20 protein-coding genes are annotated in these 25,558 nt (G+C 62.5%); 9 read left to right on the top strand and 11 right to left on the bottom strand.

Annotated elements, in window-relative coordinates; genetic code table 11:
* Positions 1-16: 16 nt before the first annotated feature.
* From AC5E6W_RS10235 to mutS, 7 genes are all read right to left on the bottom strand, one after another.
* Entirely contained in the window at positions 17-652 is a 636-nt protein-coding gene (locus tag AC5E6W_RS10235) for a DUF2306 domain-containing protein (RefSeq protein WP_491752194.1), read from the bottom strand.
* A gap of 105 nt (positions 653-757) precedes the next feature.
* A complete protein-coding gene (locus AC5E6W_RS10230) occupies positions 758-1,483 on the bottom strand; it encodes a methyltransferase domain-containing protein (protein WP_491752193.1) in 726 nt (241 codons plus the stop codon).
* Positions 1,473-2,534, bottom strand: coding sequence for a type III polyketide synthase (locus AC5E6W_RS10225; protein ID WP_491752192.1), 1,062 nt, complete (start codon positions 2,532-2,534; stop codon positions 1,473-1,475). The genes AC5E6W_RS10230 and AC5E6W_RS10225 overlap by 11 nt, the downstream gene beginning before the upstream one ends.
* Positions 2,535-2,955: 421 nt before the next feature.
* Positions 2,956-6,693, bottom strand: coding sequence for an outer membrane beta-barrel protein (locus AC5E6W_RS10220; RefSeq protein WP_491752191.1), 3,738 nt, complete (start codon positions 6,691-6,693; stop codon positions 2,956-2,958).
* 238 nt (positions 6,694-6,931) lie between these two features.
* A complete protein-coding gene (locus AC5E6W_RS10215; RefSeq protein WP_491752190.1) occupies positions 6,932-8,467 on the bottom strand; it encodes an ABC transporter substrate-binding protein in 1,536 nt (511 codons plus the stop codon).
* Positions 8,464-9,687 (bottom strand): anhydro-N-acetylmuramic acid kinase, encoded by a 1,224-nt coding sequence (locus tag AC5E6W_RS10210; protein WP_491752189.1) that lies wholly within the window; start codon positions 9,685-9,687, stop codon positions 8,464-8,466. The genes AC5E6W_RS10215 and AC5E6W_RS10210 overlap by 4 nt, the downstream gene beginning before the upstream one ends.
* A complete protein-coding gene (mutS, locus tag AC5E6W_RS10205; RefSeq protein ID WP_491752188.1) occupies positions 9,684-12,452 on the bottom strand; it encodes a DNA mismatch repair protein MutS in 2,769 nt (922 codons plus the stop codon). The genes AC5E6W_RS10210 and mutS overlap by 4 nt, the downstream gene beginning before the upstream one ends.
* 113 nt (positions 12,453-12,565) lie before the next feature.
* Between mutS and AC5E6W_RS10200 the strand changes: the two genes are divergently transcribed.
* The 4 genes from AC5E6W_RS10200 to AC5E6W_RS10185 all read left to right on the top strand — a co-directional run bounded on the left by AC5E6W_RS10200 (position 12,566) and on the right by AC5E6W_RS10185 (position 15,617).
* The gene (locus tag AC5E6W_RS10200) at positions 12,566-12,790 is read left to right on the top strand and encodes a hypothetical protein (RefSeq protein WP_491752187.1); all 225 of its coding nucleotides are present in this window, start codon (positions 12,566-12,568) and stop codon (positions 12,788-12,790) included.
* Positions 12,791-13,065: 275 nt separating this feature from the next.
* Entirely contained in the window at positions 13,066-13,884 is an 819-nt protein-coding gene (ccsA, locus tag AC5E6W_RS10195; RefSeq protein WP_491752186.1) for a cytochrome c biogenesis protein CcsA, read from the top strand.
* A 6-nt stretch (positions 13,885-13,890) separates the two neighbouring features.
* Positions 13,891-15,291, top strand: a complete 1,401-nt coding sequence (hemA, locus tag AC5E6W_RS10190; RefSeq protein ID WP_491752185.1) for a glutamyl-tRNA reductase — start codon at positions 13,891-13,893, stop codon at positions 15,289-15,291.
* A gap of 47 nt (positions 15,292-15,338) precedes the next feature.
* Entirely contained in the window at positions 15,339-15,617 is a 279-nt protein-coding gene (locus AC5E6W_RS10185; RefSeq protein WP_491752184.1) for a hypothetical protein, read from the top strand.
* A 261-nt stretch (positions 15,618-15,878) separates the two neighbouring features.
* On the opposite strand, the gene AC5E6W_RS10180 is transcribed toward AC5E6W_RS10185, so the two are convergent.
* Both AC5E6W_RS10180 and AC5E6W_RS10175 read right to left on the bottom strand, forming a co-directional pair.
* Positions 15,879-16,589, bottom strand: a complete 711-nt coding sequence (locus AC5E6W_RS10180) for a Rossmann-fold NAD(P)-binding domain-containing protein (protein ID WP_491752183.1) — start codon at positions 16,587-16,589, stop codon at positions 15,879-15,881.
* A 47-nt stretch (positions 16,590-16,636) separates the two neighbouring features.
* On the bottom strand, positions 16,637-17,494 hold the full coding sequence (locus AC5E6W_RS10175) for an SCO family protein (RefSeq protein WP_491752182.1): 858 nt from the start codon (positions 17,492-17,494) through the stop codon (positions 16,637-16,639).
* An 87-nt stretch (positions 17,495-17,581) separates the two neighbouring features.
* Between AC5E6W_RS10175 and hemC the strand changes: the two genes are divergently transcribed.
* The 4 genes from hemC (at position 17,582) to AC5E6W_RS10155 (ending at position 21,275) form a co-directional block, all read left to right on the top strand.
* A complete protein-coding gene (gene hemC / locus AC5E6W_RS10170) occupies positions 17,582-18,562 on the top strand; it encodes a hydroxymethylbilane synthase (RefSeq protein WP_491752181.1) in 981 nt (326 codons plus the stop codon).
* A gap of 131 nt (positions 18,563-18,693) precedes the next feature.
* Positions 18,694-19,584 carry a LysR family transcriptional regulator gene (locus AC5E6W_RS10165; protein ID WP_491752180.1) on the top strand — a complete coding sequence of 297 codons (891 nt, stop codon included), beginning with the start codon at positions 18,694-18,696 and terminating at the stop codon, positions 19,582-19,584.
* Between the two features lie 202 nt (positions 19,585-19,786).
* On the top strand, positions 19,787-19,987 hold the full coding sequence (locus AC5E6W_RS10160; protein WP_491752179.1) for a cold-shock protein: 201 nt from the start codon (positions 19,787-19,789) through the stop codon (positions 19,985-19,987).
* A 394-nt stretch (positions 19,988-20,381) separates the two neighbouring features.
* Positions 20,382-21,275 carry a hypothetical protein gene (locus tag AC5E6W_RS10155; RefSeq protein ID WP_491752178.1) on the top strand — a complete coding sequence of 298 codons (894 nt, stop codon included), beginning with the start codon at positions 20,382-20,384 and terminating at the stop codon, positions 21,273-21,275.
* Between the two features lie 69 nt (positions 21,276-21,344).
* On the opposite strand, the gene AC5E6W_RS10150 is transcribed toward AC5E6W_RS10155, so the two are convergent.
* Positions 21,345-21,860, bottom strand: coding sequence for a DinB family protein (locus AC5E6W_RS10150; protein ID WP_491752177.1), 516 nt, complete (start codon positions 21,858-21,860; stop codon positions 21,345-21,347).
* Positions 21,861-21,989: 129 nt separating this feature from the next.
* Here AC5E6W_RS10150 and efp point away from each other — a divergent pair, with 129 nt between their 5' ends.
* The gene (efp, locus tag AC5E6W_RS10145) at positions 21,990-22,565 is read left to right on the top strand and encodes an elongation factor P (protein ID WP_491752176.1); all 576 of its coding nucleotides are present in this window, start codon (positions 21,990-21,992) and stop codon (positions 22,563-22,565) included.
* A 64-nt stretch (positions 22,566-22,629) separates the two neighbouring features.
* On the opposite strand, the gene AC5E6W_RS10140 is transcribed toward efp, so the two are convergent.
* Positions 22,630-24,795 (bottom strand): COG1470 family protein, encoded by a 2,166-nt coding sequence (locus AC5E6W_RS10140; RefSeq protein ID WP_491752175.1) that lies wholly within the window; start codon positions 24,793-24,795, stop codon positions 22,630-22,632.
* Positions 24,796-25,558: the final 763 nt, after the last annotated feature.

The following is a 25,558-nucleotide window of genomic DNA, read 5'->3' as shown; positions in this document are numbered from 1 at the left end:
AACGCAGAACCGACCATCAACTATTCCGAGTCGTGAGCTCTCGCCAGCCGATTCCAAGGTCGACGAGGAGCAGCGAGGCGAGCGTGAAAGCAATCACGCCGACGGCCGAGAGCGAATCCCCGAGATGGCTCCAGTAGCGTGGCCACAGGTTGAGCACGCGGCTGGAGACGAAGGTAAAGGTCACAGCGTAGGATCGCGCCATCCATTGGCGGTGCTGGACGATGTGGCGGTTGCGTGCGGTGAGAAAGGCGGCAGTGGTGCACACCATCCAGGCGGCCGCTTGCATGGAGGTTCCGGGTAACCCCGGGCGGCCGGCCGCCAGAGCGATCCCCGTGAAGGAACCAACAAACACGGAGAGGACGTAGACGCGGCCCAGGATGCGATGGAGCTTGAGGTGACGCTGGCGGATCCGCGAGGAGAAATTGATCGGCCCGATCAACAGAGCGAGTGTTCCGGCGAGCGTATGCGGGATGAGGAGATGGCGATCCGCGATGACCTGCAGACGGTAGGCGTGGTACATCGGATAGTCAGTGACGAGGAGGACTTCCGACGTAATGAAGACGAAGAGCACCGTGAGGCCAAGCGCGGCCCAGAGAACAGTCTTGAATTTGGATCCGGTGGAACTGGGCACTGACAGAATAGAAGTTGGCACGTTTCGCCTCTCAAATAATTAGACGTGATGGGGTGGGCGATACGGGGGACGGGGCCGACCGCAAAATATCTCTTCGTCCAGCGCGACGCTTCAGAGTCGCCAACGTCATTTCCATCGCCCCACGCACAACCGTCCTGGCCTCCAGGGTTCCACCGTCACACTCTCGGGCGGGATCTGCGCTGTTGCCAGCAACTGTGCCCAGTCTTCCTTCCGAAAGGCGCGCCGGAAGGACACAGGCCCGTCATGCTGCACAAAGCGGTGCCACCGCGCTACCCCCGCTGCCCACTGAAACGCCCGGCTCGCTCTCTCCGATCGCTCCAGATCATTGATAAACCAACCCATTCGCGCGGTAGCTTCCATCCACTGCAGCAGTGCCACGATCGCCTCGTTCTCCAGATGATGTGCCATCAGCGAGCTGACGATGATATCCACGGGCCTCTCTGGCCGGTACGCCAGGGCATCTCCGGTCACCCAGGTAATTCCAAGCTCCTTCGGAGTTGCCTCCGCTGCCGCACGCGCCGCATAAGGATTCAAGTCGATCCCTGTGAGCTTCACCCCAACACCGCGCCGTTGTGTCCAGCCTGCAATTCGGCGCAGCAGATCCCCCCCGCCACTGCCCACATCGAGGATATGCACCGGATGACCCAGCCCACGAGGTAGTCGCTCGAGCCAGGCCAGCGTCGGCCGATATCCCCGCAACCACCGGTTGACCTGCTCCAGACTGCCCAGGCACGCGCGGAAATCCTCATAGCCGCAATCCCCATCCATGAGCTCCGGCAACTCACGAGGAGAGACGCGCCGACTGAAGTCGATCCCCGGACTAGGCGACATGGAACCGCATCGTCTCCGCTGTCAGCCCAGGTCCGAACGACATCGCACATCCGCGCTGCCCGGGTTGCGCCTCCTGCATGATTCGTTCCAACACAAACATCACCGTCGCCGACGACATGTTGCCGAAGCGAGACAACACCTCGCGCGACGCCGCCAGCGCATCTGGTGGCAAATCCAACCCCTTCTCCACCGCATCCAGAATCGAACGGCCGCCGGGATGCACCGCCCACAGGTCGACGTCATCGAGTTCCGCCATTAACCCTCCTTGATGCAGAGCTCGGCCCAGCTCTGCCGGGACCTGCCCAGACAGCAACATGTCGAAGCCCAGCCCACGAACCTTCCACGTGATGAGCCCCCTCGTCTCAGGCACCATCACCGCTTTGAAGCTGTCCAGCGCGAAGCCCTGCTCGCGCGCCGTGATCAGGCTTGCCGCTGCGCCATCGGCAAAGACCAGGAAGGAAAGTATCTGTTCCAGATCCTGTGTCTCCTGAAAATGCAGGGTGCACAGCTCCAGGTTGAGCATCAGCACGCCAGCCTTCGGGTCTGAGCGCACAATGTGCCGCGCCAGCTTCAGCGCATTGATCGCGGCGTAGCAGCCCATGAATCCGACCATCGTGCGCTCCACATCTGGCGAGAGCCCAAGGTGGTCGACGATCTCGAAGTCCAGCCCTGGCGCGTAGAGCCCCGTGCAGCAGGTCACGAGCACATGCGTAATACCGGTGCGCTCCTCCTCGCTGAGCGCAAGCCGGTCCACGGCCTTCCTCATCAGCACAGGAGCGGTCTGTTCAAACAACTCCATGCGCCGCGATGTGTCGGGGAAGTTGCCCGTCTGATAAAACTCCGCGGCATCATGCGACGAAAAGTTGCCGGAGCCTTTATACGGATCGAGGAACGAATAACGGTGCGCGATATCGGCGCGGCTCACCATGCGGCGGAACACAGCACGCAGCCGCGGATCGGAGAGCATTTGTTCGGCAAAGATAACGAAAGCGTCATGTACGTCGTGCTCGGGCACGGCGGTGGCGATGCGATTCAGGTAGGCCGTAGTCATACGCAATAGTCCCCAGTCTGATTATGGGACGATATGTGGACTGTGCATCTTGGAAAAGATAACGATGAAGAAATGGTCATCCGGCGACAGCCGCACCGCGAGGCGGGTCCAGCTCATCGTGATTGCGCAGGAACTGCCCCCACTGTGCTGTGGCCGGTCTCGGCTTGGTGTCCTTCATCGCCTTCACCAGCGGCCGCGAATCTGCGCTCGCCTGGGCGATACCGAGACACAGTCAATCACTGCATCTTTGTACCAAAGGTCGTTGATCATCCGAGCCCTCACACAGTCAGATGCAAGGTGAACGGTGGGACGTCTCGCACTATATCCCTGCCAAGTACGCGCTGTGCTCCTCGCCCCTCATGCTACGAAAGAGAAAAGGGCGTCCGTTTAGGACGCCCTCTCTCGTTGGATGGAGCCGGATCTAGAAAACGAACCGTCCGCCGAGCTGGATCTGGCGGGGCTGACTGTTGGCGGCGACCGCGGTAATGTAGCCGAAGTTGGAAGCGGTTGCGCTCGAAACGTTAGGCGCGGCGAAGACGGCGTGGTTGAGGGTATTGAACGTCTCGAAGCGAAGCTGGAGATAGGTCTTCTCGGTGAAGTGGAAGTCCTTCAGCAGCGACGCATCGAGATTGTTGAAGCCGTCGGAGCGAACCGTGGAGAGCGTCTGCGGCAACGTGCGGTAGTGGAACACGTACTGGCCGTTGATGAACTGCGTTCCATCGCACGCGCCGGAGGTCGGGCAGGAGGTGGAAGTGCCTGTGACGAAGGCCGCCGTGTTAAGCGCCGGTTTATTGGAGGTTGTCGGTGACGTGTTGCGGGTCTGGTTGGTGATGCTGGCCAGAGTCGCACCCGGCGCCAGCGGAATGTCGGCGGAGAACTCGATCGGCGCACCGGTCTGGAACTGATAAATGCCGTTCACAACGAAGCCGCCAAGGATCTCGTCCATGAGGTGGCTTCCACCGAAGTCGAACATCTTGCCCCGGCCGAAGGGAAGCTCGTAGGTTCCCCCGGTAGTGAAGTGATAGGTGTGATCGAAGGGTGAGATGCGGTGGGTCGGTGTGCTGTCTTCGTCGTTGAGGAAGGTGTCAGCTTCCGTCAGCTTCGAGAAGCTGAAGTTCGCCGTAAGGGTCAGACCATGCTTTGTGCGCTGCTCGATGTGGGCGATGGCGGAGTGGTAGTAGGACTGGCCGATGGTCTGGTTCTGGATATTGACGCTGCTGAACTGCGGGTAAGGGACGAGCAGGCTGCTCAGGCTGAGCGTGGACGAGGTCCCCAGCGGAGCGACCTGGCCGGCGAAGGGATTGGCGACTTTGGTCCCGTAGTCCTGCACAAGTCCCTCATTGAGATAGGGGTTCGTGGTGAGGTACTGGCGCTCCGTCGCATTCAGGTTCTGGGTGGCGATGGGCAGGTGCAGGCTGTGATTGCCAACGTAGAGGAACTCAACGAGCGTGCTGTTGGTAACCGACTGCTGCATGCCAAGGTCCCAGCGTTCGGAATACGGGTCATGCTGGTTGGGCGCCAGAAAGCTGATGGTCTGGCCGAGGAAGGTGCTGGCTCCAAGGGACGATCCTGCCGGCTGGGAGAATGCTCCGCCGGGGAAGGGGTTGGAGAGAGCGTTGGCCGAGATCGGGCTCAGGAAGCTGTTGTTCGAAGCGATGTAGGAGGTTGTTGCGCTGAAGCCCTCCTGGTTGCTGATGGCATTGGAGGAGTAAGTGCCAGTGGCAGCGAGGGAAGCAAGCGTCTCAGGCTGAACGAAGATGCCGAAACCGCCGCGGACCACGGTCTTCGCATTGGCGCTATAGGAGAAGCCGATGCGCGGTGAGAAGAAGCCGGCGTTGGTGTTGTACGGCGCGCCGTTGGGGGTATTCGGGAAGGTCAGACCACCCAGGGTGTTGATGCTTGCGACCGATGCCGTGACGCCGTCGTTGGTTGCGGTCTGCGGCTTGAAGGCGGCAGAGCCCGCGGCGGAGGCTGAGTTCGTTGCGGTCGGGTTGAAGCCGTTCACCGTATGGCCCAGCTTCTCGCGGAAGGGGGTATCGATGTCGAAACGCAGGCCAACATTGACGGTAAGTTTGTCGCTGACACGCCAGTCGTCCTGGAGGAACGAGCCGGTGTAGTACGAGTGGTAGTCGGCGCGGGCGGGAATATCGAACTGTCCCGCCGTCGGCAGACCGAAGTACAGGTTGGCCAGATCTCCGCCAAAGTTGACAGTAGAGGCAGCGCCAGTGAAGCCGGAGCCTCCGTTGACGAATTCGTTGCCGCCAAAGCCAAAGCTGCCTGCGGCGTTAGCGAAGTTCTCGATGGAGAGGCGGTACTGGCGGCCATCAAAGCCAATCTTCAGCGTGTGGCGGCCGACGATCTTCACGATGTCCGTAAAGAACTGGTAGCTGGTCGTCGGATCGAGCGCGGACGTGTTGTCGCCAAGCTCCGCAAATGTGGAGGTGCTGGCGCTGCAGGTGCCGACCGTGGACGAGGTGGTGTAGTTGATGCAGGGCAGCTGTTGCCGCGCGCTGTTGCTGGCGAGGTAGGACGGAAGGCCGACGGTGGCTGCACTATAGGCCTGCGCGGGCGTGCCGTGGGTCTCGCCGAAGTAGGTCCAGTTGACGCGCGTATCGAGGATCGTCGTCGAGTTGATGGTGAGGACGTTGTCGAGCGTTGAGCCAAAGTTCTCGCGCTGCAGTGTCGTGCCGGTGGTGTTGTTGCCGAAGTAGTTGTTCTTTACCTGCGTGCGGATGTTGTGCCGGAAGTCGAAGAAGATGTGGTCCCGCGAGCCGAGGTTATAGTCCAGCCGCCCAAACTCGTTGGAGTACGTATCGACAGAAGGTGCGGGGCTGATGTAGTTGCCGAGACCATTCGCCGTGGCGCCGGTCGTGTTGTTCGGAGCGGGATACAGATTGAAGTAGGCCGCAGCCACTGAATTGACGGCCTGGACGGTATTGAGCTGGTTGTTCAGGATAGGCTGGCGGACGATCAGGCCCTTGGAGTTGAGGGTTGCGGTGAATGGATTGAAAAGCTGGTTGGGGTCCACGTAGGGTATGGGCTGGCTGATGGCAGGGTCGGCATTGCACATCGCGGCGGCAGTAGCAGGGTTGTTGTTGAAGCCGGTAGGACATCCGGCAGCGAGCGTCTGCGAAAAGTCGCCGCTACGCTCCGCCATGGTAGGAACTGTGAGCGTGGTCGAGGCCGGAGTCGAGTCGCGCAAGCCTTCATAGGCGAAGAAGAAGAAGAGCTTGTCCTTGCCATTGATGACATGGGGAATAAGGACAGGGCCGCCGAAGGTGCCACCGTATTGCTGATAGTGCGCGTTGGGCCGCGACACGATCGGGTTTGCACGCTTATTGAAGTAGGAATTCGCGTCCAGTCCGGCGGTCTGGTAGAACTCATATGCCGTGCCGTGAAACTGGTTGGCGCCGGACTTCGTGATCTGGTTGATGACGCCGCCGATGGTATGGCCAAAGCTGGCATCGGTGTCGAAGGGGTGAATCGAGACTTCCTGCACGGAATCCTGCGTCGGCGCATAGGCCAGTGCACCCAGCAGCGTCAGGTCCGGCGATCCATCCAGCAGAACTTCGCTGACCTGATTGGGTGTTCCACCAATCGACCAGGAGTTTCCCGCGCCGTTGTCGAACGGATGCACAATCTGGGGAGCCGCCGTTGTGATCACGCCTTCAGAAAGCTCGGTCAGCGTTGTCGGCGTGCGGCCATTCAGCGGCAGGTCAGCAACCGACTCTGTCGAGATGACCTGGCCAACGCTTGCGTTCGCTTGGTCGATCAGAGGCGGTGCGGAGGAAACGGTCACGGTCTGAGTCGTGTCCCCGACGGGAAGCTGCACGTCGATGATCGGGTGCTCCTGCGACTGCAGCGTGATGTTGCCGCGGTTCACCGTCGAGAATCCGTCCATCGACACGGTGACCGAATAGTCGCCGGGGAGAAGGAAGGGAACCACGAACTGACCCTGCGAATCGGTCTTGGTTTGGTTCGTCGTCCCGGTGTGGGTCTCCTTCACGACGACGGTGGCGCCCGGAATCGAAGCGCCGGTGGGATCGGTTACGGCGCCGCTAAGCGTACCGCGGAACTCCTGCGCGCGCGCATGGAGGGAAGGTAAAGCGACTGCTGTAGCCAGCGCAAGCGCTGCCCAGCGGGTCCGCAAAAAAGTCATGGAAATACTCCTCGTGCTGTAGGCCTCAAATCAATCAGAGGGAACAATGGAAAGAAAACGAAAACAGGAGGCCTTCATTAGCGAGGCTTTCCATCCTGAAGTCCGTCAAAACGATGAATAGAACCGTCGTCGTACGGCTCACAATTATTCTCTTAGCAATGTATTGTTGTCAAACAGCGCAATCGGGCGCTCATACAGGTTGCGTCCTGGAGAGCGCTTGATCGAGAAACGGGCTCCTCTAGCGCAGTTCCGCCGTCCGCAAAAAGTCGAATGTCCCACCCGGATTCAGCACAATCCCGCTCACCCGCGTCGAGTGCACCACCTCGTTGTTCGGGTAGAACAACGGAATGCTCGGCAGGTCGTGCGCCAGGATCTCCTGCACCTCGACGTACTCCTGACGTCGCATATCCTGATCCGTCTCCGTAGCCGCCGCGCTCAGCAATGTATCGACGCGCGCATTCGCATACTTGCCGCGGTTCGCTCCCTTCGGCGGGAAGCTCGTCGACGCATACGCATAGCGGAAGATGTCTGGATCTTCGTTCACGCCAATCCACTTCAGGATGTACATCTGGAACGCTCCATGCGTGATGTCCGAGTAGAAGGTCCCAAACTCCGCTGAGCGAATCTTCATCTCGATCCCCGCCGCCCGAAGCTGCTGCTGGATCGCCTGCGCCTCCAGCCTCACCGTCTCATCGGTCGACGTCTTGATCGTGAACCGCAGCCGTATGCCACTCGCATCCGGCTCCAATCCAGCCTCATCCAGCAGCTTCACCGCCCGCGCTACATCATGCGGATAATGCTCGAGAGTCGCCACGTCCGCCGCTGCCCACGACCCGATTGGTAGCAGCGTTTCTGCAGCAACCGCATGCCCTCGCCACAACGTGCGGATTAACGCATCGCGGTCGATCGCGCAAGCAATCGCCTGCCGCACCCGCGGATCGTGCAGCACCGGGTCAGCCGTATTGAAGTTCGCATAGATCACCGCCGCTCCGGTCGCGCCTTCGACCCGCAGGTTCGCCAGCCCCGTCAGGGCATGCACCATGTCTTCCGAGAGCACATTCGACTCAATATCCGCCGAGCCCTTCTTCATCTCCAGTGCCGCCGTGATCGTGTCCGGAATCACCTCGAAGCGCACCCGCTCGATGTGCGGAGCTCCACCCCAGTAGCTCGCATTGCGCTGCAGCACGACTTCCTTGTCCTGCAGTTGGCTCACGAACTCGAACGGCCCCGTCCCCACCGGATGCAGTCCCTCGTCGCGCCCCGCGCCCTTCTCCACTATCCCGAACAGGCCATCGCTCATATTGAACAACAGCCCATTGTCCGGAGCCTTCGTGTGCACGGTTACCGTCAGCGGTGCAGGCACGCTTACCTTGTCGATGTTCCGGAACGCCCCACCCTTCGCTGTCACCAGAGCGCCGTTGGTCATGCTCTCGATCGTCCACGCGACATCCTCGGCCGTCAGCGCCTTGCCATCATGGAAGCGCACGCCCGGCCGTAGATGGAACACCCAGGTCTGCGGGTCGGGCCGCTCCCACGCGGTCGCCAGCCATGGCACGAGGTTGAAGTGGTCATCCTTCTTCGCCAGCCCCTCATAGATCAGGCCGCCAACCCGCTCCGACTGCGCATCCGTACCCTGCCGTACATCCAGGTTGTTCGGCGAGCTCTCGATGATCATATGCAGCGTGCCAGCATCCCGCGGGCGCGATTGACACCCGCATACCAGCAGCAGCGACGCTGCAGCCATCGCCGCGCACCACGCAGACGCCAGCTTCATACCAGCGTCACTCTACCCAGCACGACGGCCCGCGAGGCGCCGGTAGCCGAGGGCACGTTGCCGGGAAGGCCATGCCACGTGAACCAGCCCAACAGAGCAAACGCTGCAGCCTCTTTCGCTTCACTTGCAATTCCAAAGTCATCGATCGTCCGCACCGAGACCCCTAGCGGTTCCAAGTGCGATCTCAGTCCGTCGATCAGCGTACGATTGCGCGAGCCGCCGCCGGCCACAATCAGCTCGGTTGCCTTCGCTGCAGGCGCATGCTGACCCAGGTGCGGCCAACACCAGTTCACATAGGCATCGATCACCGTTCGCACCGTTATTGCAGTCGCTGTCGCCACGACATCCTCAGGCCCCGCGCCCTTCTTCTCGCAAAGAGCTCGCAGCCGCTCCGCAAACCTCTCGCCAAACTCCTCACGTCCGCAGCTCTTTGGCGGCGCTGCCAGGAAATAAGGTTCCGCGGCCAACTGGTCGACAACATCCTCCAGCAATCGACCGCGCCGCGCAACCGCGCCGTTGCGATCGTAGGACTTGCCATACAACCCCTGTATCAGTTGGTCGATCACCATGCTCGCCGGCCCCGTATCGAACGCCAGCACATCATCCAGCGCCCCGCCCGCAGAAATCGCCGTCAGGTTCGCAATGCCACCCAGGTTCAGCAGAATCCGATTCCGCGTCGCATGCCGCAGCACGCAGAAGTCGAACATCGGCACCAGCGGCGCACCTTGCCCACTCGCAGCCATATCCGCAGGACGCAGATCGCTCACCACCGGAACCCGCAGCCGCTCTGCCACCAGCGATGGCTCACCGATCTGCCACGTACACCGCACCGCCTCGCCCAGGTACTTCTCCGCAACCGCCTGGTGATAGATCGTTTGCCCATGCATCGACACCAGGTCGAGCTCCAGCCCTGCATCCGTCGCCGTCTTCTCCACGCACTCCGCATAGAACGACCCCAGTCGCCAGCTCAACCGCGCCAGCTCCGGCACACTGCTCGAGTTCGGATGTTGCGCTCCGCCAGCCGCCAGCACCGCCTCACGCAGCTTCTTCGGATACGCAAATCCCCGATGCGCCAGCACCTTCAGCGTCGGAGTCGAATCTCGTTTCGGCCGCACCCGGCAGATCGCCACATCCACGCCATCCGCCGACGTCCCACTCATCACCCCCGCCACCGTCATCGCGCGCGGCTTCGTCGGCACAGGCCAGAAATTACGCTTCATGCTCCACCCTTCAGCTCTCGCTGCAACTCCGCAAGCAGGCTCAGCGCATCGCGGGGCGTCAGCCCATCCACGTCAATCTCTTCGAGCCGATCCACAATCTTCTGCGAGAGCGGCGTAAACATCGTCATCTGCAGCGATGGCGTCCGCTCCGCCGTCGGCGCAGCCTCGCGCACCTGCTGTGACTCCGCCCGCTCATGCAGCTTCAACACCTCGCGCGCCCGCGTGATGACAGCTGACGGTAGCCCCGCCAGCCGAGCCACCTCGATGCCATAGCTCTTGCTCGCCGCCCCGCGCTCCACCGTGTGCAGGAACACGATCCCGCCCGCGTTCTCCTTGATCACCACGCGCAGGTTCTCCATCCGCTCCAGCCGGTCGGCCAGCAGCGTCAGCTCGTGATAATGCGTCGCGAACAGCGTCCGTGCCCCCACCGTATTGTGCAGATGCTCCACCGTGGCCCATGCCAGAGACAGGCCGTCATAGGTCGCTGTGCCACGCCCCATCTCGTCCAGCAGCACCAGGGACCGCGCCGTCGCTGTATTCAAAATCGCCGCCGTCTCCGTCATCTCCACCATGAACGTCGATCGGCCCCGCGCTAGGTTATCGCTCGCCCCAATGCGCGTGTACACCCGGTCCACCAACCCCAGCCGCATCCGCTCCGCCGGGACAAAGCTCCCACACTGCGCCAGGATCACCAGCAGCGCCGCCTGCCGGAGATACGTGCTCTTACCACCCATGTTCGGCCCGGTAATCAACGCCAGCGACGGATGCTGAGGCAACGGACCGGGTGCCCCATCCATGACAGCTCCATCGTCATGGGTGGAAGCAGAATCATGCGCACACAGATACACCGAGTTCGGCACAAACCGCCCCGCACCCGACTCCTCCAGATGCCGCTCCACCACCGGGTGCCGTCCATGGATCACCTCCAGCACCGGCGTCTCCTCCAACGTCGGCCGCACCCATCCGCGTAGCGCCGCTAGGTGAGAGAAGCAAGCCAGCAGGTCGATCTCCGCAACTCTCCGCGCGCTCTCCCGAACCCGTCCCGCGTTCGCCAGCAGGTCGCGCCGTAGTTCCGCAAAGATCCTGCGCTCGATCTCCACCGACCGCTCCTGCGCGGTGAGGATCTTCTGCTCCAGCTCCTTCAGCTCCGGCGTCGTATAGCGTTCCGCGTTCACCAGCGTCTGCTTGCGCTCGTAGTCCGTCGGCACCGCCTTCGCGTTGGCCTTCGTGATCTCGATGTAGTACCCGAACACCGAGTTGAACCGCACCTTCAGCGACCCTATTCCCGTCCGCTCGCGCTCCCGCTCCTCGATCGCGGCCAGCTTCTGCCTTCCATTCGTCGAAAGCTCGCGCAGTTCATCGAGTTCCGCATCCACGCCCCCGCGAATCGCTCCACCATCGTTGAACGTGACCGGCGGCTCTTCCACCAGCGTCGCTGCAATGCGCCCGCTCAAGTCCTCCAGCGGATCGAGCCCCTGCGCCAGCTCCGTCCACCGAGCGCTCACCAGCAATGTCGTCGCCGCACGCACCCCCGGCAGCTTCGCCAGCGTGTTGCCCAGCGCCACCACCTCGCGCGGGCCAGCCGAGTCCAGCGCGACCCGCCCGAGTAGCCGCTCGAGATCCAGCACACCGTCCATCGACCGCCGCAGCGCCTCGCGCCTACGAATGTCCGCAGCGGCCTCGCCGACTGCATCGAGTCGCGCATCGATCGCCGCTCGTTCCTGCATCGGTCGCACCAGCTGAGCCCGCAGCAGCCGCTTTCCCATCGGCGTGCAGCACGCATCCATCGTCCAGAACAACGTCGTCTGGGCCCCATCGCTCGACAGCAAGGGATCGACTAGCTCCAGGTGCCGCACCGTCACCGCATCCATCTCCAGGCAGTCCAGCCGGGAGTAGAACCTCAGCGTGTCCAGGTGTTCCAGCGCGCCTTGCTTGGTCGCGCGCAGGTAATGCGTAATCGCCCCGGCTGCAACTCCCGCCGCGGTATGCCCCGTCAGCCCCATCCCGTCCAGCGAATGCACCTTGAGCTGCTGCCGCAACAGCGGCAACGCATACTCGTCCGTGAAGACCCAATCCTCGAGAGGAGTATCGGTCGCGCCGAGATCAGCCGCCTCGGTACTCTTCGCAGTCCGGGCGGCCCCATCGCTCCCCAGTTCGCCCTGCTTCGTCGCACCAGCGCCCGAGCCGAAGCCAGCTCCCTGCGCCCGCAGTACCTCTGCTGGCCGCATCCGCCCCAGCTCATCCAGCGCCAGCGCCCAGGCGGCTCCGCCGGCAAACTCCGTCGCGCGAAAGTCCCCGGTGGACAAATCAATCGACGCCACACCCACGCACGCGCTCGCGCCCGACCCCACCGCCGCCACGCTCGCCAGCCATTGGCTCTGGCTAGCCTCCAGCGTGTTGTCCAGCGCCGTCCCCGGCGTCAGCACCCGAGTCACCTCGCGCTTCACCACGCCCTTGGCAAACTTCGGGTCTTCCATCTGGTCGCACAGCGCGACCCGGAAACCCTTGCGCAGCAGTCGCTGCAGATACCCCGGAGCCGCATGGTAGGGAACACCGCACATCGGCACCGACCGCGCCTTGTCGCGCGCCGTCAGCGTCAGCTGCAGCTCGCGCGCCGCCACCGCCGCATCCTCATAGAAGAGCTCGTAGAAGTCGCCCATCCGGAAGAAGATCAGCGCATCTGGATACGCGTCCTTGGCCGCGCGGTACTGGCGCATGGCGGGCGTCAATCCGGCGTCGCGGCTGGTGTCGGTGGTGGTCGTCATCGGGCTTGGCAGTCTCAAGGATATCGCGCCTGGCCCCGTGCATATCTGGGCCATATGGACTCGAAATCGATCCAGCTGAAAGCGGTACACTCGACCCCATGATTGAGATTCCGATGACCGATGCCCAGTTCGCCGCCACCCAGAAAGCCCTCACCGAGGCAGGCGTCGACGCCACCGGCCCCACCGGCACCATCTCCCGCCAGGGCGTCACCGCCAACTATGCCTACGCCGAAGGCAAGTTCACCGTCGAGGTCACGGGCAAGCCGACGTTCCTTCCTCTCTCCATGATCGAAAACAAACTCCGCGAGATGGTCCTCGAAAAGACCCGCAACGCCTAGCACGCAAAGGTTGTCATCCTGAGCGAGCGCAGCGAGCCGAAGGACCCGACAGGGCTTCTCCTGCCTCATCCCTCCGTGCCTTTCTTCCCGCGAGCCTCTTGGTTCGATCTCACGGAGCTCAGAGACCTGAAGAAGTCCCTAGCTCACCGGTCTTGCCTCTCAGGCTCCGCACAAAAACCCCTGTAACGCACATCACATCTTGGATTTCGCGCCCCGATATACTCAAAGGTGCGCGGATCGAAGGTTCACGCGGATTCAAGGTACGCTCAACCGGCATGACACTTCTTTGGCTTCGAGTCGCGGTTCTGCTTTACGGTGTGGCCGCCCTCGCGGTTCTGCCTGCGGCCCTCTATAACCGCCCACGCTGGCGACACCTCGCCTTCCCCTGCGCCGTCGGCGCAGTCCTGTTCCACTTCGTCGCCATCGTCGAGACCCTCAACGCCGCGCACCGCGCGCTCCCGGTCGACACCCACGAAACCCTTAGCTGGCTCGGCCTGCTCCTCGGCCTCGCGTTCCTCGGTTTGGCGCTCCGCTACCGCACCGTCTCCTTCGGCATCGTGCTGCTCCCGCTCGCCGTGCTGCTCACCATCGTGCCTGCCTTCCGCCCCGGCACCGAGACCATCGACTATCCTCTGATCCATCGCGGCTGGCTCTTCCTGCACATCGCCCTGCTGCTCGCCGCCTACGCCGCGCTGCTGCTCTCGCTGATAGCCAACGTGCTCTATCTCATCCAGGAGCGCCGACTCAAGCAGAAGCGCGCGGGGGGCCCGCGCCGTTCCTGGCTTCCGCCGCTCGAGACCACCGAGCAGATCGCCATCCAGTCGCTCCTCTTCGGCCTGCCCTGCATGACCGCCGGCCTCCTCATCGGCTCCATCGTCGCCCTGCAGACCATCGGCCCCAGCTTCTTCGAGGATCCCAAGGTCCTGCTCTCCATCGCCATGTGGCTCGCCTACATGCTGATGATCTTCATCCGCCGCCACTCAGGCCTGCGCGGACGCAGGGCAATTTATCTCTCCAGCTTCGTCTTCGTCGTGGTGCTCGCCGTCTGGGCAGCCAATCAGCTCTCCACCGTGCACCGCTTCAAGGCCCCGTAATCACCAATGATGGCGACACAAGACACAACCCGGGAGCAGAAGGTCACAACGCAGGAGACGGCAAGGTCGTCTCGCGGCGCTGCACCTGCAGCTGCTGCTCCGCAGTCGCGCCTCTTGCTCCTCGGCGTCAATCACGAGACCGCTCCCATCGGCGTCCGCGAGCGCATCGCGATCCCAACCTCCCGCCTCGCCGAAGCAACACGTTGTCTCGTCGAGCAGCCCGGCGTCCGCGAGGCCATGATCGTCTCCACCTGCAACCGCGTCGAGCTCCTCACCGTCCACGACCCCACCGGAGAGTCCGAGCAGAACGCCACCGAGCGCCTCATGCGCTTCTTCGACGAGTTCTTCTCCGTGCATGCCGCCGAGCTCCGCCCTCATGTCTACGAGCGCCGCGAACAGGAAGCCATCAGCCATCTCTTCCGCGTCGCCAGCTCACTCGACTCCATGGTTGTCGGCGACGCGCAGATCCTCGGCCAGGTCAAGCACGCCTGGAACGTCGCCCGCGAAGTCGGCGCGATTCACTCGGCCGACGCCACGGCCGGCGCGCCGGCAGGGAACTCAGTCCTCGATCCGCTCCTGCAGCGAGCCTTCTTCGTCGCCAAGCGCGTCCGCACCGAAACCCAGGTTGGCAGCTCCAACGTCTCCATCGCCTCGGTCGCCGCGGACCTCGCCCGCAACATCTTCGGCTCACTCGCCGGCAAGACGATCCTGATGGTCGGTGCCGGCAAGATGAGCGAACTCACCGCCCGCCATCTCATCCAGCAGGGAGCCAACACCCTCCTCGTCTCCAACCGCACCGAGGCTCGCGCCGAGAAGATCGCCGACGGCCTCCGCACCCCCACCATCACTACCGGAATCATCCCGTTCAATCAGCTTCACGAGCAATCCCACCGCGCCGACATCATCCTGACATCGACCGGAGCCGCCGCGCTCGGTGGCTCGACCATCTTCCAGCCCGCGCAGGCCCGGGCCCTCCTGCAGCGCCGCAAGAATCGCCCCGTCTTCTTCATCGACATCGCCGTCCCCCGCGACGTCGCTCCCGAAGTCAACCAGATCGACGGCTGCTTCGTGTACGACATCGACGATCTCCAGGAAGTCGCCGCCGCCAATCAAGCCAATCGCTCCCGCGAAGCCCAGGCCGCCGAGACCATCGTCACCCAGGAAGTCGAAGCCTGGCGCACACGTCTCTCGCTCGCCCCCGCCGCCGAAGCCATCAAGCAGCTCCTGGCCGACGCCGACTCCATGCGCCAGCAGGAGATCGCTAAGCTCACCCACCGCCTCGCCGCTCAGCCGCTCTCGCCCGAGCAGCTCGCGACCATCGAGGCCACCATGAAGGCCTTCGCCGCGAAGCTCCTCCACCCCCAGATCGCCGCCTTGAAATCCACCCAGAAACAACGCGGCGAGTAGCTGCAACAATTTGCCACGGAGTAATATTTTGTTCAGGGAGCGCACCAGTGGCCGCCAGCGAATTCTCGACAGTCAATCTCTCTTCGGAGCTTGCGGAACGGCTGGAGCGGCGGCGTGTGGAGCGCCACTACGACAGCGTAGAGGAAGTCATCCGCGAGGGTCTCGAGGCGCTTGAACTGGAGCCTGAGAGCTTCGAGCTCTGGTTGCGCGAAGAGATCATTCCTGCCTGTGAAGAGTACGAGCGCGATCCCATGTCCTCGCGCACTTCGGAGCAGCTAAGCGCAGCACTGATCGCGGAGTATCATCGAGCCCTTCGCTCAGAATGATCCCGCGCAAGGTGGTCTACTCTGCACGCGCGGAGCGGCAGTTCCTCTCGATATTCGCTACATCGCAAACGCTTCTTACCCGCGCATTGCCTTGCAGTACACCGAGTCCCTGCGTGCCTTTTGCGATGGTTTGGGATCTTCGGGCGTCATAGGGGAGGAACTGCACGGACTCAGGCCTGGACTACGCAGGGTTGGCTATCGCCGCAGCGCAACCATCGTCTTCGAGGTGCTCGAGGACACGATCCTGATCGCTGGTGTCTTCTATCGCGGGCTGAATGTCCGCAAGCGTATCTGAGTTGCCGCCGCCTCGCGAAGATCCACGTTCTCCAGCACCCTTCGCGGAAATCCCCGCTCCGCCACGCCAATCATCGCGAGCCCGACCTCGTCGCTGTTGGTCACATACTTCGGCACCATCGCTCTTAGCATCGGGTACATCCAGCCCACCGCCGTATAGATCGCCTGGTACCACGCCGTCTTCGACCGCACGCCGTGCATCGGCTGGATATACGCCGGCCGAAAGCAGAAGACCTGCGGGAAGGGCATTGCCAGCAGGGCATTTTCCGTCTCGCCCTTCACTCGAGCCCACATCTGCCGCCCGTTGGCGTCCGTGCTCGCTCCCGAAACGTAGATGAAGGTCCGCAGCGAGCCTACCCGCTCCAGCATGCGTGCTGCCGCCATCGTGATGTCGTAGGTGATCGCCCTATACCGCGCCTCGTCCATACCCACCGACGAGATCCCCAGGCAGAAGAAGCACGTGTCGAATCCCACGAAGCGCTCCTCTATATCGCTCCAGTCGAGGAAGTCCTGCCGCACAATCTGCTCCACCTTCGGCGACGTGACCACCGTGACGGCGCTCAAATCGATCGCCTGCCGCGTCACCACCAGCACGCGTTCCACGCGCGCATCGTGGAGGCACATGCGAAGCACGCCTTGCCCCACCATCCCGCTTGCCCCAAACAAAATCACATTCATCGTGACCTTGAGATGGCCTCCGGGCCTCGCACGATGCGCAAATCGCCCTACGCCGTCGCGTTCTTTGGCTTCCGCGTCAGCAGGAAGATCATCCCTGCCACCACCACGAGGGTCACCATCCCCGCCAGGCCCAGGATTCGCAACACACTCACCGTGTACGCTCCCACCGACGGACTATAGCTGCAGCAGTACAGGATCAGCAGATCCACGGGGTTGCTGATCTTCTTCTCGCCCGCATCCAGCAGCGCCAACCGCACATCCCGGGGCTGATACTCGATGCCCGCCAGGTACTTCGACAGCTTGCCCTCCGGAGTCGCGAAGAGGATCACACTGGAGTGGGCGAACTGGTTCAACTTTCCATCCGGTCCCGGCACACGCACAAAATGAAATCCCGTCGCATTCGACGTCGCCTCAATGGAACTCGGAGGGCCGGTAAGGAAATGCACCGCCCCGGCTGCCCGCGCATCGTGGCTCCAGCCCGCCTCGGCCAGGAAATCCTTCTTCTGCTGCGCCGCATCTTCCGGCTTGTCCATCGGGTCGATGCTCAGCACCAGGACGTCATAATCCTTGCCAGCCGTCAGCGTCGTCTGTTTCAAGGATGTCGCCAGCCCATGCAGCACCTGCGGACACAGCATGGCGCACTTGTAGTACACCTCGGCCATCACCAACGGCTTGTGCTCCAGCCAGGAGCCCAGCTCTCCGGTGCGCCCTGTCTCATCCGTATACGTAGCCTGCAGCGGCAACGGCTGACCCAGCCGCTGCTCCAGACCGGCTTTCGCAAGATACGCGGGCTTCTCCTGCGCCATCGATCCCATCGGCTTCTCCGACTCGTAGCCCTGCGCGACTGCCACTGCGGTGATGAGCAAAGACAAGGACGCAAACCCAGCCAGCTGAAGAGACTTCATCCCTCAATCGTAGTCCTGCCCGCCAGCGTCCTCCCGATGTGAGCCCGCACACAGCAAATCCACTCTCCCGGCGTATTCTTAGAGTCGATGAGCACACCCACCATTCGCATTGGTTCGCGCGGCTCCGAGCTCGCGCTCTGGCAGGCCAACCACATCGCGGGGCTCCTGCGCGACAAAGGCCACACCGTCGAGATCGAAGTCATCCGCACCATCGGCGACCGCATGCAGGACCCCAACTTCGTCGCTCCCAAAACCTACGCCGACGGCACCCCCATCGACGGCAAGGGAATCTTCATCAAGGAGATCGAGGAAGCTCTCGCCGCTGGTCGCATTGACCTCGCCGTGCACTCGCTCAAGGACCTTCCCACCGAGCTCGAATCCCGCTTCACCCTCGCCGCCATCCCGCCCCGCGTCGACGCCCGCGACGCCTTCATCTGCGAGGCCTACTGGGGCCTCCACATGCTCCCCATGGGCGCAAAGATCGGCACCACCAGCCCCCGCCGCCAGGCCATGCTGCTCGCCCTGCGCCCCGATCTCCAGTTCGTCGCCATGCGCGGCAACATCGACACCCGCCTGCGCAAGTGGAGCGAAGGACAGTGCGACGCCCTCGTCCTCGCCTCCGCCGGCCTCGATCGCCTCGGCCGCACCGAGCACGTCCACCAGCGCTTCTCCGTCGACGAGATCACCCCCGCCCCCGGCCAGGGCGCCCTCGGCCTCGAAACCCGTGTCTCCCATCCAGCTGCCACCGGCCCCGACGCCCAACGCGACGCCTTTGTCTACGACGCCGTCCGCTCCCTCAACGACCCCGCCACCGAGTTCGCCGTAGCCGCCGAGCGCACCGTCCTCGCCGCCCTCGGCGGAGGCTGCCAGCTCCCCCTCGGAGCCTTCTGCCATCGCGTTGACGATCACTACCATCTCCACGCCATGGTCGCCGCCCCCGACGGCGAACAGGTAGCCCATGTCCTCCGCAAAGCCCCCGTAGGCATCGCCGCCGCCGACCTCGGCCACGCCGTAGCCGAAGAACTTACGGCTCTGGGTGCCATCGAGCTTCTCTCGCAAACCATCTAGCCCAACCCATACTTTGTCATCTCGACCGAAGCAGGACGGCTCCATCGTCCTGCGCAGTGGAGAGACCTGCTTCTCAACCCGCGCTCCCACAATCTATAGCTCATTCCCGCGGCGTACCATAGGAATTGCCTATGGAACTCCACCAGCTCCGCTACTTCTGCGCGATCGTCAAAGCCGGCAGCTTCACCCGTGCCGCCGAGAAACAAGGCGTCTCTCAGCCCACGCTCTCGCAGCAGATCCGCAAGCTCGAAACCTCTGTCGGCGCCACCCTCTTCGAGCGCCAGGGCCGCACCCTTCGTCTCACCCAGGCCGGCACAGTCTTCTATCCCGCCGCGCAGGAGATCCTCTCCAGCACCAAGCGCGCCGAGGCCCAGGTCCGCCAGCTCGAAACCGACATCCGCGGCCCGCTCCGCGTCGGCGTCATCCCCACCATCCTCCCGTACCTCATCGCGCCGCGTCTCCCGTCTTTCCAGCGCGAGTTTCCGGAGATCGACGTCACCCTCACCGAGGACCTCACCGAGCGCCTCGTCGACGAGCTCCTCACCGGCGAGCTCGACCTCATCATCGTCAGCCTCCCGCTCCACTCCGATGGCATCGTCTGCAGCGCGCTCCTCCGCGACCCGCTGGTCCTCGTTACCCCACCGGGCCATCGCCTCGCCGACCCTGACAACGTCCGCACCTTCGACCTCTCCTCCGAACGTCTCATGCTCCTCAAGGAAGGCCACTGCTTCCGCGACGACATGCTCACCGCCTGCAAACGCTCCCGCACCGAGACCTCGCCCGTCTTCGAATCCAACCACTTCGGGACCATCTTCCCGCTCGTCGCCTCCGGTGCCGGCATCACCATCGCCCCCGCGATGGCGGCTGCCTTCGCCGTCGGATGCTCCGTGCAACCCCTGCCACGCCCCCAGTTCCGCCAGGTCGGCTACGCCCGCCTCCGCTCCAGTGGGAGCTTCAAACCCCTCGCCGCTTTCACCCGCTGGCTGCGCTCGTCCGCCAAGGACGTCCCTGGTCCCGCATGACCAATACGGTCTTTGTCCCGCGAAAAGTTCGGCGAGGGGCGTGGCTTTTTGCTGGACGAGTTGATGCTCGGGTGTACAATCGCAGTGGACGTGCGATTACGTCTGGTCTTCTTTGCTTGTTCTGGCTGTACGCTCTACACGCAATCAACACCAAGTTGCGTTTCGCGGAACATCCAATTTTTGCAGCACAAGGACAAGCACAATGGAACAGGGAACAGTGAAGTGGTTTAACGACGCGAAGGGCTTCGGCTTCATCAGCCGCCAGTCCGGACCCGACGTATTCGTTCATCACTCGGCAATTCAGAGCAACGGCTTCCGCAGCCTTCAGGAAGGCCAGGCCGTGCAGTTCGAGGTCGTCAAGGGACCCAAGGGTCTCCAGGCCGAGAACGTGCAGGCTCTCTAAGCCTCACTTCAGCAGCAAAGCAAAGGCCGGTCCTTCGGGACCGGCCTTTTGTCGTGTCGTGAACCTTCCTGAAACCGAACGACAACCCCTGAAGATTTTTCTGTGACCGCTGTCACACCCTCTTCGCCGGGCGTAAGGTTCCTCCTATCGGACACCGCAATCGAACACCGCAGTGTCCGCGTCGCCATCTGGCTGGGCGCACTCGAGAGGTGCGAGCGTAGCCAGAAGGCAGCAATCCCTTGCGCAGCGCTCCTCTCAAGCGCGGCGCCGGCGAGAGTCTCAGTCGCGCTCTGCGGCTCCCACTCCCCTTCCTCCATCACGTGGCACTTGGCCGAATCTCGTCGAGCTTCTCCAGATGCCTCTCACGCTACGCGACCCACGGAAAGGAATGCACATGCCAAACATCTCTACTGCCGCGCAAACCACGCTGGAAGGCAAAGTCACCCTCGGAGACACCAGCCCACTCGGGCCGGCGCTTGCCTCGCTCAATGGCATCATCTACCTCGCCTGGAAGGGCGATGGCAACGACAACCTCAACGTCATGTGTTCCTTCGACGATGGCCATACCTTCGGCGGCAAGCTCATCTCGCCCGAGACCAGTCCCGCCGCGCCATCGCTCTGCGTTCACAACCAGACCCTCTTCATCGCCTGGCGAGGCGATGGCGGCAACGAATACCTCAACGTCGCACGGGTCTCGGTCGCGGGCGATCACGTCACCGGCCTCACCAACAAGGTCACCCTCACCGACACCAGTCCGTTCACTCCCGCCATCGCGTCCTGCAACGGCCGCCTCTTCATCGCCTGGAGAGGAGCGGGCAATCCCGATCTCAACGTGATGTACTCCTCTGACAACGGCGCGACCTTCGGCCACAAGTGCATCTCCACCGAGACCAGCGTGCAGGCTCCATCGCTTGGGACGATGAACAATGCGCTTTACATCTCCTGGAAAGGCGACGGCAACGACAACCTCAACGTCGCGAGAGTGGCGATGACCGGCAACGACATCGTCGGCCTCATTGACAAGTCCATCCTGCCAGACACTACCCAGCTGTCGCCATCGCTCACCGTCAACAACAACCGGCTGTACCTCGGCTGGAAGGGCGACGGCAACCCCTACCTCAACCTGGAAAGCTCAACCAACGGAACCAGCTTCGGAGGGAAGCAGACCATCACCAACGAAGCCACAACCCAGCCGCTTGGCCTCTGCTCGCACGACGCCAAGGTCTTCATTGCCTGGAAAGGCGACAACAACGACAACCTGAACGTCGCTCACCTGTCTGGCTCGTAGTACCTGCATCCGGATGCCCTCCGCGCGATACTCCGCGCGGAGGGCCTTCGGCTGACCACGGACTCAGTGTTAGATCGAAGTCAGCTGCGCATGAATCTCCGCCAGGTGATGATCGTCATGCTCCGCGACGAAGTAGAGATGGTCCACAAGCCGCATAGGCGTCTTCAATCTCGGGTGCGGGATTGCCTTGCCATAAAACGTGGAATCGAGCGGCTCGGCGCGCGCCAGTAGCTGGCGTCGAGCGGCTCGAAAGTCCCTGAGGATATCCTCCAGCCGTCGATCGTTGAACTGACCTTCATGCGTCGCCCGATTCGCCAGGTCCGCAACTGTCAGCCCCTCGCTACCCTCCACATAGTCCTCGACCCGCGCCAGCCACAACGGCTCCATCACCAGCAAATGTCCCGCATGCTCCTGCGGCGACCACTTGCTGCCAGTCTTGCGTGTGAGCGTCTCGGAGGTTGCCCCACGTAGCGCCTCTTCGAGCCGCGCAGGAGTGCCCCGCAATCGCGCAAACAGGTTTGGAGCCAGCTCCACGGGAAAGGTGAACTCAAACCTGCGCTCAAACCAAGGGGGGATACCGCTCATTGTGCCTCCTGCCAGATGGGTCAAGGCTATCGATGCCCTCGGACATGCTGGCGACGCAGAGAATGTACCCTCAGCGGGAGATCAAAGTCGAGCAGGCCATCCACCTCACCGATTGCGTACACTGTTGGCATGGCTGCACTGATCGACGCAATTAACCTGAAGCGGAAGGGCTTCTTCGAGTTCGAAAACGCACCCTGGCGGTGCCTCGACAAAGACATCTCCACCCCCACCGCGCGCGGCGGACAGACCCTCGTGCGCGTGAAGATGCGCAATATGGTCTCCGGCGCTGTCCTGGACAAGACCTTCAAGGCCGAAGAGAAGTTCAACGAACCGGACCTCGAGTCCGTCGACGCCTCCTACCTCTACTCGGATAGCGATGGCTCCTACTTCCTCGACCAGTCCACCTTCGAGACCTTGAACCTCAGCGAAGCAATGATGGGCGATGCTCTCGAAATGCTCCTCGAAGGCACCATCGTCCAGATCAACAAGTACAACGGCAACCCCATCGGCCTCGATTTGCCCCAGTTCGTCGAACTCGTCATCGACTACACCGAACCTGCCGTTCGTGGCGATACCTCCTCGGGCTCCGTGACCAAGGAAGCCAAGCTCGAGACCGGCGCCACCATCCGCGTTCCGCTCTTTGTCAAAGAAGGCGAGAAGATCAAGATCACCACCGAGACCCGAGAGTTCGCCGGCCGCGTCTAGGGGGAAAAGACTGCCCCGCTCCGAGACTCGAAGCGGGGCAGCCCCGTTTTGCCGTCTTCGCTTTCTATGGCAGCGGGCCGAAGACGGCGACTCCAGTTGGCGTACCCACGAACACCTTTCCATTGATCACCATCGGTGTCAGAAACTTGTTGCCATTCCCGAAGCTGTCTCGACCGTTGGGGGCCTGTTTGCTGTTGTAGAGTTCGTTGGCCAGGTTGGTGGCATCGTAGGCGTGCAGCACTGCGGGCGCAGTTGTCGCACTCTCCAACGCCCATACGATCCCACCCTTCGTGCCGTTCGAACTCACGCTCGGCGTCGCTCCGGGATACGCAAAGGTCGTCGCCGAGGTACTCGACGGTGCGGTGCCCAGTTTGCCGCTGGTGATCGTGAACGCCTTCAGCACATCTCCAACCCCGCCGTAGTAGACGGTGTTGTTGAAGTACGCTGGCATCGACCAGGCCCCGTTGGGAAGCGCGCCCGGGATCTCCTGGTACAACTTCGTGTTACCGGTAGGATCGAACTTACCCAGCGAATCGCGATCCCCAACATAGATATTTCCGTCTTTGCCGGTTCCCACCAGAAGGTGCCGCACCGTTCCTGTGGAGTCGGTGAGATCGGGCAGCAGAAGCGCTCCTCCTGACCCAAGATCGATGTCCGCATTCGACTCCGCCACTGTGTTATACGGCTCGAAGTAGTCTGCCACGGCCAGCGTCCCGCCTGTCGTCGAGAGCTTCACGATCGCGTTGCCGTAGTCATGATTGACGGGAAAGCCGTTCGCATCCAGTGACGTGTCGAGCGTTCCGTTCGCGTCCAGCAGGTAGATATTGCCACCCGTATCTGCAGCCATTCCCGCGCCAGACATCCAGATCGCGCCCTCGCTTCCGTTGGGCGTCAGGTTCAGGATCTGCGTCTGCTTCAGCGTAACCTCGCTGTACCCCATCACCCACCCGGTATACGGTTGGGAGTCGCAGTGCGACGTCCATCCCAGGTAGATCGTCTTGTTCAACATGAGCAGCCCGACCCGCTCCGCATACTTACCTGGATCGAAAATGACATTGCCGTTCGTGCTGTTTTCGCCTGTTCCCGGGTAGGTTCCAGTGATTTCCGTCGGACTTCCCGCGATCTCTTTCCCCGTCGTGAGATCCAGAGCGTGGAGTCTCTGGTGATAAGCGCCCGTTCCGTCCTTGGACATCGCCACGGCGAACAGCGTTCCGTTCGGGCCACTGCTGCGATCGATCACCGGCGTGTTCGTGATGCCGATCTCCGGCGTGATCTGGCTGCAGCCGTGATCATCGCTCGGCGTCTCGCCCGCTCCCAGCGTCGAGGTCGACCACAGAACGGTTCCGCTGTCCGCGTCGAACCCATAGGCAGTCCCGTGCTCCGTCACCACATACAGCACATTGTGAGTCTGTCCGGCGATGTTCACGGCCGAAAGGTAGAGCGGCTCGCCATCTACCCGTCCATCCGTGGGCAGCATGGCGAGCTTGCCGAATGTCGTCGACTTCACGTTACTGAGCGCGAGTGTGAACTCACTGGCATTCAAGCCGCTGCGCGAGTTGTCGTAGTGATATGTTGTCGCATCGTTGGACGTTGGGGCCATGACACTCAGCGCCAGGGTGGTCGTATGCGAGAGCGAACCCGACTGGCCGGTGAACGTCACACTGGTCATCCCGACGACGGTATTCGCCGCAGCCGCCAGCATGATGGACTGCGGCGTTCCGGGCGTCAGGCTAAGCGTCGACGGAGTCGCCGAAACCCCGGTTGGCAGGCCCGACAAAGAAACGCTCACGGGACCACTGAATCCGTTGGTCGGCGTCGCGTTGATCGCGACCTGCTGACCGAGGGCGCCCGTGGTCAGCGTAAGCGTGGCAGGATTCAGGCTCAGGGAGAAATCCGCAGGCGGTGCGGCTGTTACCGTCAGCGCCACGGTCGCGCTATGACTCAGGCTTCCCGAGGTTCCCGTAAGCATCACGGTAGCCGAGCCCGCCGCGGAGCTCGCTGCGGCCGTCAGCGTGACCGTCTGCGGTGTGCCGGGCTGGAGCGTCAGGGTCGCTGGCATCGCCGTTACCCCCGCAGGCAGGCCCGTGACCATTACACTCACCGGCTGGGCGAAACCATTGCTCGCCGTTGCGGCAACGGTGATCACGGCCCCGGTCGTTGCCCCCGCTGTCACACTTGCGGTCCCCGGCGAGGCCGCAAGCGAAAAATCGGGCGTCGGCCCCGTCGCCATCGCGCCTGATCCAGAGTTGCATCCGGTCAGAAGGGACGCCAGAACACATAGACTGCCAAGAAAAGCGACGGCGATTGAGTCGTATCCAATCTCCCTGGTTAAGCTACTCTGCGCTGTTATCCGCTTGGCGTACATGATGGCTCCCCGTCTCCAATAAGAAGGCGCCTTGGAGAGTTCAACTCCGTCGCCAAGCCCTGCTCAACCCTTGGGATGCCTCGCCACGTTCTCGAAACGCCTCGTAGATGTCATTGTGTTGTCATTTCTGCTCAGTATCCGGCGTTTGTTGACACAGTAGCTTTGCAGGAAGCTGGACTTCAAAAAGCGCACGATGGCACGAAGGGCAGAAGCGCGAGCGGCCCGGGATCCTTCTGGAGGGTGACAACAAACCGCGGGCACTTCTTAGTGAAGTTTCTGTCCCTCGACATATCGAGTTCTACAACGATCTTCGTGTAGGGCGTCTAGGGGACCTAAGTCAGAATTTCCGCGTTCTCAAAGGCCATGGGCACTTGATGGCCAGAGGTTGCTGGGGGCCGAAGCTTCCGACGGTCACACGTAACTCAGGGCCAAAGGCCCGTTCCATACTAGCCCAGGGCGAACCGGGGTCCCCGGCGAGCGCTTTTGCTCGCTGGGGTGGAGAAGCCCTGGGTTAAGGTCGGCAAAGACCAGAGAGCTGAAGGCCCGACTCATCCGTCCACGCAGGATCGCCACACTGAAGCTGATCGGCGTCGCCGCCCTTGACACGCCCGATATAATCAAGCCCAGG

The sequence above is a fragment of the Bryocella sp. genome (genome assembly GCF_058498515.1).
This window is presented reverse-complemented; position numbering and strand designations above follow the sequence as displayed.

Bases quoted from the DNA above. Each gene is read 5' to 3' on its own strand.
- AC5E6W_RS10230 (WP_491752193.1), bottom strand. From the start codon at position 1,483: ATGTCGCCTAGTCCGGGGATCGACTTCAGTCGGCGCGTCTCTCCTCGT.
- AC5E6W_RS10225 (WP_491752192.1), bottom strand. From the start codon at position 2,534: ATGACTACGGCCTACCTGAATCGCATCGCCACCGCCGTGCCCGAGCAC.
- AC5E6W_RS10220 (WP_491752191.1), bottom strand. From the start codon at position 6,693: ATGACTTTTTTGCGGACCCGCTGGGCAGCGCTTGCGCTGGCTACAGCA.
- AC5E6W_RS10215 (WP_491752190.1), bottom strand. From the start codon at position 8,467: ATGAAGCTGGCGTCTGCGTGGTGCGCGGCGATGGCTGCAGCGTCGCTG.
- AC5E6W_RS10210 (WP_491752189.1), bottom strand. From the start codon at position 9,687: ATGAAGCGTAATTTCTGGCCTGTGCCGACGAAGCCGCGCGCGATGACG.
- mutS (WP_491752188.1), bottom strand. From the start codon at position 12,452: ATGACGACCACCACCGACACCAGCCGCGACGCCGGATTGACGCCCGCC.
- AC5E6W_RS10200 (WP_491752187.1), top strand. From the start codon at position 12,566: ATGACCGATGCCCAGTTCGCCGCCACCCAGAAAGCCCTCACCGAGGCA.
- ccsA (WP_491752186.1), top strand. From the start codon at position 13,066: ATGACACTTCTTTGGCTTCGAGTCGCGGTTCTGCTTTACGGTGTGGCC.
- hemA (WP_491752185.1), top strand. From the start codon at position 13,891: ATGATGGCGACACAAGACACAACCCGGGAGCAGAAGGTCACAACGCAG.
- AC5E6W_RS10180 (WP_491752183.1), bottom strand. From the start codon at position 16,589: ATGAATGTGATTTTGTTTGGGGCAAGCGGGATGGTGGGGCAAGGCGTG.
- AC5E6W_RS10175 (WP_491752182.1), bottom strand. From the start codon at position 17,494: ATGAAGTCTCTTCAGCTGGCTGGGTTTGCGTCCTTGTCTTTGCTCATC.
- hemC (WP_491752181.1), top strand. From the start codon at position 17,582: ATGAGCACACCCACCATTCGCATTGGTTCGCGCGGCTCCGAGCTCGCG.
- AC5E6W_RS10165 (WP_491752180.1), top strand. From the start codon at position 18,694: ATGGAACTCCACCAGCTCCGCTACTTCTGCGCGATCGTCAAAGCCGGC.
- AC5E6W_RS10160 (WP_491752179.1), top strand. From the start codon at position 19,787: ATGGAACAGGGAACAGTGAAGTGGTTTAACGACGCGAAGGGCTTCGGC.
- AC5E6W_RS10155 (WP_491752178.1), top strand. From the start codon at position 20,382: ATGCCAAACATCTCTACTGCCGCGCAAACCACGCTGGAAGGCAAAGTC.
- AC5E6W_RS10150 (WP_491752177.1), bottom strand. From the start codon at position 21,860: ATGAGCGGTATCCCCCCTTGGTTTGAGCGCAGGTTTGAGTTCACCTTT.
- efp (WP_491752176.1), top strand. From the start codon at position 21,990: ATGGCTGCACTGATCGACGCAATTAACCTGAAGCGGAAGGGCTTCTTC.
- AC5E6W_RS10140 (WP_491752175.1), bottom strand. From the start codon at position 24,795: ATGGCGACGGGGCCGACGCCCGATTTTTCGCTTGCGGCCTCGCCGGGG.